This is a genomic window from Variovorax sp. 770b2 (assembly GCF_900115685.1).
Taxonomy (GTDB): domain Bacteria; phylum Pseudomonadota; class Gammaproteobacteria; order Burkholderiales; family Burkholderiaceae_C; genus Variovorax.
Map to the genome: position 1 here is coordinate 135,948 of NZ_FOXJ01000010.1, position 14,146 is coordinate 150,093.

At 68.8% G+C, this 14,146-nt stretch carries 14 protein-coding genes; 9 read left to right on the top strand and 5 right to left on the bottom strand.

What is annotated here, in order from left to right; genetic code table 11:
* Window positions 1-123: 123 nt before the first annotated feature.
* Window positions 124-606: an Lrp/AsnC family transcriptional regulator gene (locus BM133_RS32340; RefSeq protein WP_093443281.1), complete on the top strand. Its 483-nt coding sequence runs from the start codon at window positions 124-126 to the stop codon at window positions 604-606.
* A gap of 15 nt (window positions 607-621) precedes the next feature.
* Here the strand turns inward: BM133_RS32340 and glmU are convergent, their stop codons facing one another.
* A complete protein-coding gene (gene glmU / locus BM133_RS32345; protein ID WP_093443283.1) occupies window positions 622-2,052 on the bottom strand; it encodes a bifunctional UDP-N-acetylglucosamine diphosphorylase/glucosamine-1-phosphate N-acetyltransferase GlmU in 1,431 nt (476 codons plus the stop codon).
* 49 nt (window positions 2,053-2,101) lie between these two features.
* On the opposite strand from glmU, the gene BM133_RS32350 reads away from it, so the two are divergent.
* On the top strand, window positions 2,102-2,938 hold the full coding sequence (locus BM133_RS32350; RefSeq protein WP_256219428.1) for a DUF6279 family lipoprotein: 837 nt from the start codon (window positions 2,102-2,104) through the stop codon (window positions 2,936-2,938).
* A 34-nt stretch (window positions 2,939-2,972) separates the two neighbouring features.
* Here the strand turns inward: BM133_RS32350 and BM133_RS32355 are convergent, their stop codons facing one another.
* Window positions 2,973-3,743, bottom strand: coding sequence for a Crp/Fnr family transcriptional regulator (locus tag BM133_RS32355; protein ID WP_177225018.1), 771 nt, complete (start codon window positions 3,741-3,743; stop codon window positions 2,973-2,975).
* A 92-nt stretch (window positions 3,744-3,835) separates the two neighbouring features.
* Between BM133_RS32355 and BM133_RS32360 the strand changes: the two genes are divergently transcribed.
* A complete protein-coding gene (locus tag BM133_RS32360) occupies window positions 3,836-4,240 on the top strand; it encodes a BLUF domain-containing protein (protein ID WP_093443287.1) in 405 nt (134 codons plus the stop codon).
* A gap of 85 nt (window positions 4,241-4,325) precedes the next feature.
* On the opposite strand, the gene BM133_RS32365 is transcribed toward BM133_RS32360, so the two are convergent.
* On the bottom strand, window positions 4,326-4,646 hold the full coding sequence (locus BM133_RS32365) for a DUF2917 domain-containing protein (RefSeq protein ID WP_093443289.1): 321 nt from the start codon (window positions 4,644-4,646) through the stop codon (window positions 4,326-4,328).
* A 176-nt stretch (window positions 4,647-4,822) separates the two neighbouring features.
* Between BM133_RS32365 and BM133_RS32370 the strand changes: the two genes are divergently transcribed.
* Complete coding sequence (locus BM133_RS32370) at window positions 4,823-5,806, top strand: LysR substrate-binding domain-containing protein (protein ID WP_093443291.1); 984 nt, start codon at window positions 4,823-4,825, stop codon at window positions 5,804-5,806.
* 75 nt (window positions 5,807-5,881) lie between these two features.
* On the opposite strand, the gene BM133_RS32375 is transcribed toward BM133_RS32370, so the two are convergent.
* On the bottom strand, window positions 5,882-6,499 hold the full coding sequence (locus BM133_RS32375; protein ID WP_093443293.1) for a 5-formyltetrahydrofolate cyclo-ligase: 618 nt from the start codon (window positions 6,497-6,499) through the stop codon (window positions 5,882-5,884).
* Window positions 6,500-6,508: 9 nt separating this feature from the next.
* Between BM133_RS32375 and BM133_RS32380 the strand changes: the two genes are divergently transcribed.
* The 3 genes from BM133_RS32380 to BM133_RS32390 all read left to right on the top strand — a co-directional run bounded on the left by BM133_RS32380 (window position 6,509) and on the right by BM133_RS32390 (window position 9,947).
* Window positions 6,509-8,539, top strand: coding sequence for a lytic transglycosylase domain-containing protein (locus BM133_RS32380; protein WP_093443295.1), 2,031 nt, complete (start codon window positions 6,509-6,511; stop codon window positions 8,537-8,539).
* Window positions 8,540-8,603: 64 nt separating this feature from the next.
* Window positions 8,604-9,158 (top strand): MgtC/SapB family protein, encoded by a 555-nt coding sequence (locus tag BM133_RS32385; RefSeq protein WP_093443297.1) that lies wholly within the window; start codon window positions 8,604-8,606, stop codon window positions 9,156-9,158.
* Window positions 9,159-9,263: 105 nt separating this feature from the next.
* Window positions 9,264-9,947, top strand: coding sequence for a glutathione S-transferase family protein (locus BM133_RS32390; RefSeq protein WP_093443299.1), 684 nt, complete (start codon window positions 9,264-9,266; stop codon window positions 9,945-9,947).
* 28 nt (window positions 9,948-9,975) lie between these two features.
* Here the strand turns inward: BM133_RS32390 and BM133_RS32395 are convergent, their stop codons facing one another.
* Window positions 9,976-10,701: an OmpW/AlkL family protein gene (locus BM133_RS32395; RefSeq protein WP_093443301.1), complete on the bottom strand. Its 726-nt coding sequence runs from the start codon at window positions 10,699-10,701 to the stop codon at window positions 9,976-9,978.
* 220 nt (window positions 10,702-10,921) lie between these two features.
* Between BM133_RS32395 and BM133_RS32400 the strand changes: the two genes are divergently transcribed.
* Both BM133_RS32400 and BM133_RS32405 read left to right on the top strand, forming a co-directional pair.
* A complete protein-coding gene (locus tag BM133_RS32400; protein WP_093443303.1) occupies window positions 10,922-12,181 on the top strand; it encodes a multifunctional CCA addition/repair protein in 1,260 nt (419 codons plus the stop codon).
* 77 nt (window positions 12,182-12,258) lie between these two features.
* A complete protein-coding gene (locus BM133_RS32405; protein ID WP_093443305.1) occupies window positions 12,259-14,103 on the top strand; it encodes an ATP-binding response regulator in 1,845 nt (614 codons plus the stop codon).
* The last annotated feature ends 43 nt before the right edge of the window (window positions 14,104-14,146 follow it).

The following is a 14,146-nucleotide window of genomic DNA, read 5'->3' on the forward strand; positions in this document are numbered from 1 at the left end:
GAAGAAGAGGAGGCTTGATGGTAGGAATGCCGTTAAAAAATATGCGCTCGAAATTCCATCGATTTCGGATTTTTATTTCACAAATTGGCCGTTATGGATTTTTATTCCATAATTTCAATCAATATGGAATCAATATCCCTGGATGCAATAGACCTCCGATTGCTCGACGCCCTCCAGCGCGACGCCTCGCAGACCAACCAGCGGCTGGCCGCCGACGTGGGCATCTCGCCGCCCACATGCCTGAGGCGCGTGCAGCGGCTGAAGGACGAAGGCCTCATCGAGCGCCAGGTCGCGCTGCTCTCGCCGGACCGGCTGGCCGCGGTGCTCGGCCACGGATTGCAGGCGGTGGTCGAAATCTCGCTGGACCGGCAGGACGCCGCCGCGCTCGACGCCTTCGAAGCCCGCGTGATCGCGGACGACGCGGTGCAGCAGTGCTGGCGCGTCTCGCCCGGTCCCGACTTCGTGCTCGTGGTCGCAGCGCGCGACATGCCCGACTACGGCGCGATGACGCAGCGCCTGTTCACCGCCGATGCCAACGTGCGCAACGTCAAGGCCTTCTTCAGCCTCAAGCGCGCGAAATTCGAGCCCGCCGTGCCGCTGGCCTGAGGCCTCGGTTTTCCGTCAGGCCTTGGGCTTCTTCTGTGGCCGTTTCCAGTTGGGAAAGCTCACTGGCTTGCTGCGCGCCACGGTCAGCGCGCCCGGCTCGGTCGACTTGTTGACGGTCGACCCGCCCCCGATGGTGCCGCCCGCGCCGATGGTGATCGGCGCCACCAGCACGCAGTTGCTGCCCACGTGCACGTCGGCCTCGATCACGGTGCGGTGCTTGTTGGCGCCGTCGTAGTTGGCGGTGATGCTGCCCGCGCCGTAGTTCACGCGCTCGCCCACCGTGGCGTCGCCCAGGTAGGCCAGGTGGTTGGCCTTGGCGCCGGCCGCGAGCGTCGAGTTCTTCACCTCGACGAAGTTGCCGATGTGCACCTCGGCCCCCAGCTGCGCACCGGGCCGCAGCCGCGCGAACGGGCCGACCAGCGCCCGCTCGCCCACCGTCACGCCGGCCTTCTCGCCCTCGATGTGGGTGAACGGATGGATCACCGCGCCGGCCTCGATGCGCGCATTGGCGATCACGCAGTTGGCACCGATGCGCACGCCCTCGCCCAGCGACACATGGCCCTCGAACACGCAGTTGACGTCGATCTCGACGTCGGCGCCGCAGTCCAGCGTGCCGCGCAGGTCGAAGCGCGCCGGGTCGGCCAGGCGCACGCCCTGCGCCATCAATGCGTCGCCTTGGCGCAGCTGCCAGGCACGCTCCAGCGCCGCGAGCTGCGCCGGGCTGTTGATGCCCGCCACCTGGAGCGCATCGGTCGTGATGTGCGCCACCACCGGCACGCCATCGGCGGCGGCGAGCTTCACGACATCGGTCAGGTAGTACTCGTTCTGCGCGTTGCGGTTGTCCAGCCGCGCGAGCCAGCCCTTGAGCAGGCGCGCGGGCACGGCCATCACGCCGCTGTAGATCTCGCGCACGGCGCGCTGCGCCTCGCTCGCGTCCTTGTGCTCGACGATGGCCGTCACCGCGCCCTGGCCCGGCGCGCGGATGACGCGGCCGTAGCCGGCCGGGTCGTCGAACTCGATGGTCAGCAGCGCGAGCCGCTGGCCCGCGCTGGCGGCGACCAGCGCCCGCAACGTCTCCTCGCCGATCAGTGGCACGTCGCCCGAGAGCACGACCACCGTGCCGTCGTCCGGCAGCAGCGGCACCGCCTGCTGCACCGCGTGGCCGGTGCCCAACTGCGGCTCCTGGCGTGCAAAGCGCGGTGTGGCGCCACCCACGGCTGCGGCCATGGCGGCCTCGACTTCGGCCGCGCCGTGGCCGGTCACGACCACCACATGGCGGGCGCCGATGCGCGTGGCGGTGTCGGCCACATGCGCGATCAATGCGCGGCCGCTCAAACGATGCAACACTTTGGGCAGTCTGCTTTTCATGCGCGTGCCTTTGCCGGCCGCCATGATCACCACGTCGATCGGCCCCTGGATGTCTTGCTGCTGCGGAGTCTGATTCATGCTTTCTTCTTTCCGGATTCGTTGCGCGGAGCTCGCGCGAATTATCGGTGTGCTGACTTTGATCGCCGCGCTGGGCGCCTGCAGCGCGGTCAAGCTGGCCTACAACAACCTGCCCGAGGTGAGCTATTGGTGGCTGGACGGCTACTTCGACTTCGACAGCACGCAGACGCCCAAGGTGCGCGACGAACTCGCCCAGCTGCTGGCCTGGCACCGGCAGAACGAGTTGCCCAAGGTCATCGCCCTGCTGCAGGAAACGCAAGGCCTGGCGCCGGGCGAGGTGACGCCCGCGCAGGCCTGCACGCTGGCCGACGGGATTCGCGAACGCCTGCTGGCCGTGACCGAGCACGCCGAGCCGGCCACCACCGACCTCGCGCTGACCCTGAGCGAGTCGCAGCTGCAGCAACTCGAGCGCAAGTACGCGAAGGTCAACAACGAGTACCGCAAGGACTGGCTCGACCGCACGCCCGCGCAGGTGCAGGACAAGCGCTACGACCAGTTCCTGGACCGCACCGAGGATTTCTACGGCCGGCTGACGGCCGAGCAGCGCGACCTGCTCAAGCAACAGGTGGCGCAGTCGGCGTTCAACCCGCAGCTCGCGGACGCCGAGCGCCGCAAGCGCCAGCAGGAAGCGCTGGCAATGCTGCGCGAGTTCAGCACGAGGAAGCCGTCGCCGGCCCAGGCGCGCGCGGCGCTGCACGCCTACCTGCTGCGCATCGCCGATCCGCCGCCCGGCCCCTGGCGCGACCAGCAGCAGGCGCTGCTGGAAGAGGGCTGCCGCAACCTCGCGGCCCTGCACAACGGCACCAGCGCCAGCCAGCGCGAACAGGCGGTGCGCCGGCTGCAGGCCTACCAGAGCGACCTGCGCCAGCTGGTGGCGGTGCGCTGAGCCGGCGCGGCCTGCAGACCACGTCTTCAGATCCTCAGATCAGCGGCGCCGGCCGCATCGGGCGCTCGAAGTAGTCGCCCAGCGTTTCCAGTGCGTGCGGCTCCAGCACGCGCAGCCAGCCGCTGTCCAGCTTGTAGAAACCCAGGCGCTGCAGCCGCCGCAGCGTCTTGTTGGTGTGCACCAGCGAGAGCCCCAGCGCATCGGCGATGTGCTGCTGGTTGAACGGAAACTCGACCCAGCCGTCGCGCACCATCCTCACGCGCTCGGCGCGGCGGTACAGGTGCATCAGCAGCATGGCCACGCGCTCGCCCGCATTGCGCCGGCCGGTGGTGACCAGGTTGTCGTCCACCATCTTTTCCTCGCGCGCGGCCAGCCAGGTGATGTCGTAGCCCAGCTTGGGCTGCGCATGGAAGAGCGGCCAGAGCCGGTCGCGCGAGAAGGCGCAGAGCGTGGCGTCGGTCACCGCCTCGACGCCGTGCGTCTGGCCGTCGGCAAATTCGTCCTGCAGGCCGATGAAGTCGCCGGGCAGCAGGAAGCTCAGGATCTGCCGCCGCCCGTCGGTCAATGTCTTGTAGCGGAAGGCCCACCCCGAATAGAGGGTGAACAGCTGGGTGCTGGGCCGGTGCTCCTGGACGATCGCGCCGCCCGCCTCCACGCGCCGCGCGCCGACCCGAAACGACTGGATGGTCTTGAGCTCTTCCGGGGAAGAAGGCACAAAGGCATCGAGCCGGCGCAAGGCGCAATCGTCACAGGGATTGGGGCCCTGCGGCGGGGGCGTGGCGGCGGGATAGTCCTCGAACTTCACCCGTTGGACTATAGGCGCTGGGGGCTGTGTCTTTTTACATTTCGCCGCGCGTTGCGGATGTCTAGACTCCGCTCGCTTTTCCCCCAGGACGCATGACAGAACAACCACCGTTTCACGAGATCTTTTACTGCAGCGTGCTCGCGCAGGACCTGCCGGGCACCGCCGTGGGCGCCATCGTCAGCCAGGCGCGGGCGCGCAACGCCCGGCAGAACATCACCGGCCTGCTGGTCTTCGACGGCATGCGCTTCTGCCAGCACCTGGAAGGCCCGCGCGATGCGGTGCAAGCACTCATGCGCCGCATCGAGCGCGACCCGCGGCACCTTGACGTGCGGGTGGTCTACGAGGGGCCGCTGCAAGCGCGCCGCTACAGCGGCTTCGGCATGGGCCTGGCCGAGAGCGAGGGGCCCGACCTGATGGCCGGCGTGCACGCCCTGGAGGGCGAGGCGGCCCTCAAGCACTTCCTGGCGCTGCGCTCCAGCTTCGACATCAACGGCTGAAAAAGAAAACCGGGGCCGAAGTTGCGCGCCAAAAAGAAAAAGGCGGCCGAAGCCGCCTTTCCCGTCCATGGGAGCGAGTGGCCGTTCAGGCCTGATCCCACGTGTAGGTGGCACCGTAGCCATCCCATGCTTCCATGACGATGCGCTGGCCGGCGGCCACTGTCATCGATTCTCCCGGTGCGAGCACCAGGTCTTCGCTGGGGTTGGCCAGCGTGGCGTCGGGCGTGATCCACACCCGGCCCTGCTTCACGCGCAGGACGCTGGCCGCCCGCGCCTTCAGGCTCATCGCCTCGCCGGGGGCGATCTGCCAGGCGCCGCGGCGCACGGCCGGAGGCACGGCGACGGCGGTGCGGGCGGGAATGGACAGGGAAGCGAGCGATTCGGTGGTGCAGACGGCGGTGGACATGATGGAGACTCCTTGGGCTGTGCCGAAGTGCGATGCCAGGACGGTGGCAATGGCGCAGTTCGGGAATGAATGATCGTTTCTATGGCGTTGTGGGTCCAATGAAAACGAAGTAGCCTACTGATGCTGATATCGCATCAATCGACCCGACCGCCGGGCCGCCCCCGGAACCCCCATCCATGCAACATTCGCAAACCCACCTGCGCTCCCGTCCGATCTCGGCCGGGCACCTGCGCGCCTTCGAGGCCGTCGCCCGGCACCTGAACTTCCGCGCCGCGGCCGAAGAAATGGCGCTGACCCAGTCGGCCGTCAGCCGGCAGATCCAGTCGCTGGAAGAGGAAGTGGGCGTGTCGCTGTTCCTGCGCCATACGCGGGCGGTGGAGCTGACCAGCGCGGGGGCGCAGCTGCTGCTCTCGGTGCAGCAGTCGCTGCCGCGCATCGATATGGCGGTGCGCCAGATCCGCCAGAGCGCGGGGCGCAAGAGCGTCTCGCTCACCACCTTCGCGTCGTTCGCCTCGATGTGGCTGATCCCGCGGCTGGAGGTCTTCCAGCGCGACAACCCCGAGATCGACATCCGCATCGACGCCAGCGACGTGGCAGTGGACCTCGAAGTGGCCGACGTGGACATCGCCCTGCGCTACGGCCCGCGCGAGGTCATGCCGCCCACCGCGGTGCGCCTGTTCGGCGAAAACCTCACGCCGGTGGCCAGCCCCTGGCTCATCAAGAGCAGCCCGCCGATCAAGACGCCGGAAGACATCACCCGCTTCACGCTGATCGAGGCGGGCGACGCGCACCGCACGCACTTGGAGTGGCTCACGTGGCGGCGCTGGTTCGAGGTGAACGGCCTGGAGCGCGCGCAGCCCAAGCGCTGGCTCTATTTCAACTACGCCTACCAGATGGTGCAGGCCGCGCTGACCGGCCAGGGCGTGGTGCTGGCGCGCAGCTCGCTGATCGCCGAAAGCCTGGCCAACGGCGACCTGGTCGAGGTGCTGCCCCAGCACCGCATGGATTCACCGATGTCCTACTGGCTCATCGCCGGCCCGCGCAACGCGCTGCGGCCCGAGATCAAGGCCTTCTGGGACTGGCTGCTGCTGCAGGCCGGCACCACGCGCGGGACCATCGGCGAGGTGCCCGATCCGGACACCATCGACGACATCGACTGAACGGGAATGCGGCCGCCGCCGGGCCGCGCCTTCCCCTCGGGGAGCGGAGTTACACGAAGTGAAAAGCCGGGGGGCTCAAGACATCGGCCAGACGACGCCGTTGTCATTCAGGATCGCGTCCAGCGGCAGGTCGTGCGCCTCGGGCTCGAAGTCGTCCAGAAAGCCGTGCGTGAAGCCCAGCCCCACGGTGAACGGCCGCGGCTCCAGGGCCGCCAGCGTGCGGTCGTAGAACCCGCCGCCATAACCCAGGCGGTAGCCGCCGGCGCTGTAGCCCACGCAGGGCACGAACAGGAGCGTCGGCACGATCAGCTCGGTGTCCTTGGGCTTGGGAATGCCGTAGGCGTCTTCTTCCATCTGGCAGCCCGGGTACCAGGCATGGAAGGTGAGGGTCTTGTGAACCTTGTCGATCACGGGCAGTCCGATGCGGCGACGCTGGGTCTCTTCCATCAGCTCGCCGTCTTCCTTCCAGCGGTGCAGCGCGGGCAATGGATCGAACTCGCCCTTGATCGGCCAGTAGGCGCCGATCACGGTGTCGGGCCGCCCGACCAGCCAGATGCGCATGACGCGCTGCAGCAGGTCGGCGCGTGTCAGCCGGTCCGGCATGGCCAGGCGTTGTTCGATCAGAGCCTTGCGCAACTGATCCTTCAGAAAACTCGCCGTCGCCGAAGTGTCGGCACCCTTTGACTTGTCCATAATCCCCCGATGCAGTTCCCAAGCATTTTGGCATCCACGCGCAGCCGCCCGCGCAACGCAACGCCAGCCGTTGCTTTTTCCCTCGTCCTGACTGCCGCCGCACTGCTCTTTCATCCCCCCGCCAGCGCACAGACCAACACCAACGACGACGTGCTGGTCCAGATGAAGCAGGCCTTCCAGCGCGGCGACAAGGCCCGCCTTTCCGCCCTCCTGCCGCAAGCCCGCGGCCACGCGCTCGAACCCTGGGCCGCCTACTGGGAACTGAAGGCCCGCCTGCAGGAAGCCGCACCCAACGAAGTGCAGGACTTCTACGCCCGCTACCCCGGCACCTACCAGGAAGACCGCCTGCGCAACGACTGGCTGCTGCTGCTCGGCCAGCGCCGCGACTGGGACGGCTTTGCCGCCAACGTGGCCGGCTACCGCATGGGCGACGACGCGCAGGTGCGCTGCTACGCGATCCTGGCCGAGACGCTGCGCTCGGGCACCGCCACCCAGGCCCAGGCCGACGACGTGCGCCGCAACTGGTTCAGCCAGAAGGAAGCCGACGACGGCTGCCTCACCGCCGCCGACCGCATGGTCGCCTCCCGCCTCATGTCGCCCAACGATGCCTGGAAGAAGGCGCGCCTGGCCATCGAGGCCAATCGCCCGCAGGCCGCGCGCGGCGCCGTCACCATCGCCGCGCCCGATGCGCTGCCGCTCTTCGAGGAGCTCAACGCCAGCTCGGCCAAGTTCCTCACCGGCCGCGCCTTCGTGGCCGCCAAGTCGCGCAAGGAACTGGTGGTGCTCGCGCTCATCAAGGTCGCCATCGCCGACCCCGACATGGCTGCCTCGCAGCTGGACAGCAAGTGGGGCCCGATGCTCTCGGCCGAAGAGCGCAACTGGCTCTGGGGCGCCATCGGCCGCGCGGCCGCGAACAAGCTCTCGCCGCAGGCAGTCGGCTATTTCGCCAACGTCACCAAGAACAGCGACCTGTCGGACGACATGCTCGGCTGGCGCGTGCGCGCCGCACTGCGCACCGGCCAGTGGAAGGACGTGGCGCCCGCCATCAACGCCATGAGCGAAACCGCCCAGCTCGATCCGACCTGGGTCTACTGGAAGGCCCGGGCTCTCGCCACCGAGCGCAGCGACGAGCGCCGCGCCCAGGCACGGGAGCTGTACACGAGCATCGCCGGCACGCGCGGCTTCTACGAAATGCTCGCGCTCGAGGAGCTGGGCCAGCGCGTCGTCGCGGCCACCCGCCCCGCGCCGCTCACGCCCGAGGAAAAGGCCGCCGCGCGCAGCAACCTCGCGCTCAATCGCGGCCTCTACGCGATCGCGATCGGCCTGCGTCCCGAAGGCACGCGCGAGTGGAACTACGCCACCAACCTGCACGACAAGGGCGGCATGGACGACCGCGCCCTGCTGGCGGCTGCCGACTTCGCCTGCCAGCGCGAGGTGTGGGACCGCTGCATCAACACGAGCGAGCGCACCAAGGGCACGATCGACGTGGAGCAGCGCTTTCCCATGCCCTTCCACGACACGGTGCTGCGCAAGAGCCAGGACATCGGACTGGACCCGGCCTACGTCTACGGCCTCATCCGCCAGGAAAGCCGTTTCATCATGGACGCGCGCTCGGGCGTCGGCGCCTCGGGCCTCATGCAGGTCATGCCCGCCACCGCACGCTGGACGGCCCGCAAGATCGGCATGGCCGACTTCACGCCCGGCCAGATCAACGACCGCGAAACCAACATCACCATCGGCACCAACTACCTGAAGCTGGCGCTCGACGACTTCGACGGCTCCATGGCGCTGGCCGCCGCGGCCTACAACGCCGGCCCCGGGCGCCCCCGCAACTGGCGCAACGGCCCGGTGCTCGACGCCGCGATCTGGGCCGAGAACGTGCCCTTCACCGAAACCCGCGACTACGTGAAGAAGGTGCTGGCCAACACCACGAATTACGCAGCGATCATCAGCGGCCGGCCGCAGTCGCTCAAGGAGCGCCTGGGCCGCGTCGGTCCGCGCGACGCCGCGGAACCCGAGCCGAACAAGGACCTGCCCTGAAACATGAGCCCCCACGCTCATCACTTCTTGGCCTTCCTTGGGGCCGCCCGGCGGAAGGCCTGAGATGAACTGGCGCGACGAGGTGCTCGACACCATCGCCTCCGAGTTCTCGGACGTGACGGACGTCGCACAGCTCACGCGCATCGTCGTTCGCCTCACGCTCGCCGCCATCCTGGGTTTCGTGCTGGGCTTCGAGCGGGAGCAACAGGGCAAGGCGGCCGGCGTGCGCACGCACATGCTGGTGGCGATCGGCTCGGCGATGTTCGTGCTGATTCCGCAGCAGACCGGCATCGTGCCGGCCGACATGAGCCGCGTGATCCAGGGGCTGGTGGCGGGCGTGGGGTTTCTCTGCGCCGGCACCATCCTCAAGCAGGGCAAGGACGAATCGCACGTGCAGGGCCTCACCACCGCCGCGGGCCTCTGGATGACGGCGGCCATCGGCATGGCCTGCGGGCTCGGCCGCGAGGCGACCGCGGTGCTGAGCGCGCTGCTGGCGCTGGCGGTGCTGTCGCTGGTGCCGCGGCTGGTGAGCCTGCTGGAGCGCACCGTCGCCAAGGACGATGCCCAGGGCGCCCCGCGCGTCGTCGCCTCGCCGGACGACAAGCCGCGCGACCGCTGAACGCGCCGGCCCGCATCAATTCGCATCGCGTTCGGCATCAATGGCGGCGCACCGCGCGGCTAGCATCGAAGGCTTTGCACTGAAACCGAACAGGAGGAACCCCTGATGCGCAAGCTCTACATCGGCAACAAGAACTACTCGTCGTGGTCCATGCGCCCCTGGGTGCTCATGAAGCAGGCCGGCATCGCCTTCGACGAAGTGATGGTGCGCTTCGATTCGTTCGAGGCGGAGTCGCAGTTCAAGCACACCATCGCGCCGCTCAACCCGGTGGCCAAGGTGCCGGTGCTGGTCGATGGCGACCTGGTGGTCTGGGACACGCTGGCCATCGCCGAATACCTGGCCGAGACCTTTCCCGACAAAGCGCTGTGGCCCAAGGGCGCCGCCGACCGGGCGCGCGCGCGCAGCATCTGCGCCGAGATGCATTCGGGCTTCGGGGGCCTGCGCGGCCATTGCGGCATGAACATCGAGGCGTCGCTGCCCGAAGTCGGCGCGAAGCTGCTGAAGGAACAGCCCGGCGTGCGCAGCGACCTGGACCGCATCGTGCAAATGTGGAGCGACTTGCTGGGCACCCATGGCGGCCCGCTGCTGTTCGGTGAATTCACCATCGCCGACGCCTACTTCGCGCCCATCGGCACGCGCATCAAGACCTACGGGTTGCCGGTGCCGGCGGCCATCTCGGCCTACATCGAACGCGTGCAGGCGCTGCCGGGCATCAAGGCCTGGATCGACGAAGCGCTGGCGGAAAAGGATTTCCTGCAGTTCGAAGAGCCCTACCGCACGGGGCGGTAAGGCGTTCGGAGCAGGTGCCGGGGGCGGGTCAGAACCTGTAGGTTGCCGACAGGAAGGTGACGATCGGGTTCAGCTTCAGGCTCGCTTCGCTGCGGGCGACCGGCAGGCCGGTGATCGAGGTCGTGGTCAGCTTGGCCTTGGTCTTCAGCGGGATGTACGACACCGAGAACGCGATGCCCCAGTGCTTGTCGAACTGGTAGGAGACACCGGCGTTGAGCACGGGGGCGAACGAGCTGTCGAGCTTGGCGGTGGTGTTCACCGAATAGGGCGACTGGCGGAACTGGCTGGCCAGCGCGCCCTGCAGGTTCGAGGTGAGCTTCACGTCGCTGTACCAGACGTAGGTGGCGCCCAGGCCGACGAACGGACGGAAGGCGTCGTTGCCTTCGTTGAAGTTGTACTTCACCAGGACCGTGGGGCTCCATTGGCGGGCTTCGCCCAATTCACCCACGCGGGCCAGCGTGCCCTGGCCCTCGAGCTTGAACTTCGGCGGAATGCCCAGGACGCCTTCCACAGCCCAGTGGCTGTCGAGGAAGTAGGCCAGGCTCAGGCCGAGCGTGTCCGAGTCCTTGACGCCGGCGCCCGAACCCTGCAGCACGCTCTGCACCGGCGCAGTCACCTGGAGCGGCTTGCTCGAATCCTGGGGCGCCAGGTGAAACCAGCCCGCACCGGCGACCCAGTCACCGGCGTTTTGCGCGAACGCACTGCCGGATGCCAAGGCACCCAGAGCCGCCAGCGCAAACATTGTTTTCTTCATGATGTGAATGCTCCTTTGGTTGAAAAATCCCCGCGAACGCGGTGCGGCCCCTGGCGGGCGCTGCATTCGAGCAAATAAACGAACGTTCGTTCTGTTTGCAATTCGAATTATCGAACGCTCGTTCTATTTAGTGGGTGCGGGGTATCCCTATCTCGCATCCCGGGCTAATTCCCGGCTCATTCGCGATCTCCCCCTCTCTCTCCGTCCCTACACTGCGGCCATGAAAATCTTTCTCGTCGGCGGCGCCGTCCGCGACCGGCTGCTCGGGCGACCGGTCTCCGACCACGACTGGCTGGTCGTCGGCGCCACGCCCGAAGACATGACCCGGCGCGGCTACCTGCCCGTGGGGCGCGACTTCCCGGTGTTCCTGCATCCGGAGACGCGCGAGGAATACGCCCTCGCCCGCACCGAGCGCAAGAGCGCGCCCGGCTACCGCGGCTTCACCATCCACACCGCGCCCGACGTGACGCTGGAGGAGGACCTCGCCCGGCGCGACCTCACCATCAACGCCATCGCGCTGCCGGCCGAACTGGTGGGCGCCGACGGCCAATTCGAACCTGACCCCGAAAACCTGGCCGACCCCTTCCACGGCCAGCGCGACCTGCAGGGCCGGCTGCTGCGCCACGTGACCGACGCCTTCCGCGAAGACCCGGTGCGCATCCTGCGGGTGGCGCGCTTTGCCGCGCGCTTCGACGATTTCTCGGTCGCACCCGAAACCATGGCACTGATGCGCGGGATGGTCAGCGCCGGCGAGGCCGATGCGCTGGTGCCCGAGCGCGTCTGGCAGGAGCTCGCGCGCGGCCTCGCGGAAACGCGCCCCTCGCGCATGTTCGAAGCGCTGCGCGAATGCGGCGCCCTCGCCGTGCTGCTGCCCGAAGTCGACCGGCTCTGGGGCGTGCCGCAGCCCGAGGCGCATCACCCCGAGATCGACACCGGCGTGCACCTGATGATGGTCATCGACACCAGCGCGCGGCTTGCGGCCACCCTGCCGGTGCGCTTCGCCTGCCTGATGCACGACCTGGGCAAGGGCACCACGCCCGCCGATGTGCTGCCGCGCCACATCGGCCACGAGAAGCGCAGCGTCGACCTGCTGCACGCGGTGTGCGACCGCTGGCGCGTGCCGGTGGATATCCGCGAGCTGGCCGAGGTGGTGGCGCGCGAGCACGGCAACGTGCACCGCAGCGGCGAGCTCGATGCGGCGCCGCTGGTGCGCCTCCTGGAGCGCTGCGACGCCTTCAGGAAGCCCGCGCGTTTCGCCGAGGTGCTGCTGGCCTGCGAGTGCGATGCGCGCGGCCGGCTCGGGTTCGAGGACAAGCCCTATCCGCAGCGCGAGCGCCTGCTCGCCGTGCTGGCCACCGCCGCGGCCGTGCCCACCGACGTGGTCGCGCGCAAGGCGCAGCAGTCGGGCGCGTCCGGGCCGCAGATCGGCGAGGCCATCCACCGCGCGCGCATCGAGGCCGTGGCGGCGTCGCTGGCCTGAAGACGCCGCGGCCATGCCCCGCGCAGGCATGACTTCTGGCACTTCTCCTCGCGGATCGCGCCGATAGCATCGATCGGGTGAATGCCACCGAGCCGAAGCTGTCACACGAATCCTCGCCGCCCCGTCCGGCCGTGCCGGGCGATCTCGGGCTGCGCGTGCTGCGGGAGCACGTGGCCTCGGTGTACGCGGCGTACAACGCGTCGATCCTGGTCCACTTCGGCCTGGGCGCGGCACTGGGCATCGTCATGTACGTGCACCGCCCGCGGTGGTGGATCTTGGCCTGGATGGCCGCCCACCTGACGTTCGGCCTCGCCCTGTACCTCATGCCGCGCTGGCACGCCGGTGTGCCGCTGAAGGACACCACCCGCTGGGCGCTCCGGCATTCGCGCACCGTCACGCTGGTGAGCATGGCGACGGCCACGGCGCCGTGGCTCTTCATCTCGGCCGACGACCTGCCCACCACCTCGGTGCTGACCGTCGTCATCATCGGCAGCTGCGCCCGTGCCATGCAGCTGCTGTGGCCGCTCAAGCCCGCGCTCTACGGCTACACCCTGCCGATGATGGCGAGCCTGATCGCCGCGCTGGCCTGGCAGGGCGACGCCATGCACCTGTTCCTGGCAGTGTTCAGCCTTGGCTACCTGCTGTTCACGCTGCGCGTGGGCGGCCAGCAGCACAGGCTCCTGACCGATTCGCTGGTGCTGCGCTTCGAGAACGAGGCCCTGGCCGCGCAGCTGGGCGTGCAGATCGCCGCTGCCGAGCGCGCGAGCGCCGAGAAGACGCGCTTCCTGGCCACCGCCAGCCACGACCTGCGCCAGCCGCTGCACGCCATCGCCCTCTTCGGCGCCGCGCTGGAAAACGAGCTGCGCGAGCACCACGGCAGCCGCAACGCGCAGCGGCTGATGCGCGCGGTGAATGCGCTGGGCAACTCGCTGGACACCATGCTGGACGTCTCGCGCCTGGACGCGGGCGTGATCACGCCGGACATCGTGCCGGTGTCGCTGGACGCGATGTTCCGCTCCCTCAACCACATGTTCACCGCGCAGGCCGAGCAGCGCGCGCTGCAGTTGCGGGTGCGCGCGAGCGGCCTGTGGGTGCACAGCGACCCGCAGCTGCTCTATCGCATGCTCTCGAACCTCGTGGACAACGCGCTGAAGTACACCGCGCACGGCGGCATCGCCGTGCGGGCGCACCTTCGCGGCGACGCGGTGTGGATCGAGGTGCTGGACACCGGCATCGGCATCGCGCCCGAGCAGCAGGACCGTGTGTTCGAGGAGTACTACCAGGTACAGAACCCGGGCCGCAACCGCGCGCAGGGCCTGGGCATCGGCCTGTCGATCGTCCAGCGGCTGTCGCGCCTGCTCGACCATCCGGTGCAAGTGACTTCGCGCGTCGGGCGCGGCACGCGCTTTCGCCTGCAGCTGCCGGTGGTCGCGGCCGCGCCGCGGCACGAGGACCGGCCCGTCGCGCCCGCACACACTCCAGCCGCCGCGCCGGTGGCGGTGGCAGCGGCCCACGGCCGCGTCCTGCTGATCGACGATGAAGCCGAGATCCGCGAAGCCATGCGCGGGCTGCTGCACGCCCACGGCATCGCCGTCGAGACGGCCGCCAACGAGGCCGAGGCCATCGCGGCGCTGGCCCAACCCGATGCGCAGGACCGGCCGTTCGCGCTGCTGCTGTGCGACTACCGCCTCTCCAACGGCGACAACGGCCTGGACGTGGGGCAGCGCCTGCAGCGCCGCTTCGGGCTCCAGGCGCCGCTCGTGCTGGTGACTGGCGAGACCGCGCCCGAGCGGTTGCAGCGCGTGCGCGCCTCCGGCGTGCCGGTGCTGTTCAAGCCGGTGAACGCGGCCACGCTGCTGCGCATGCTGTCCGACTTCGTGCCCGGCCTGGGCCACGACCCCGCCGCCCCGCAGCCTGCATGACAGGTCGCGGCAGAGGCCGCGAATCACGTCCGGCTTTGGCCGA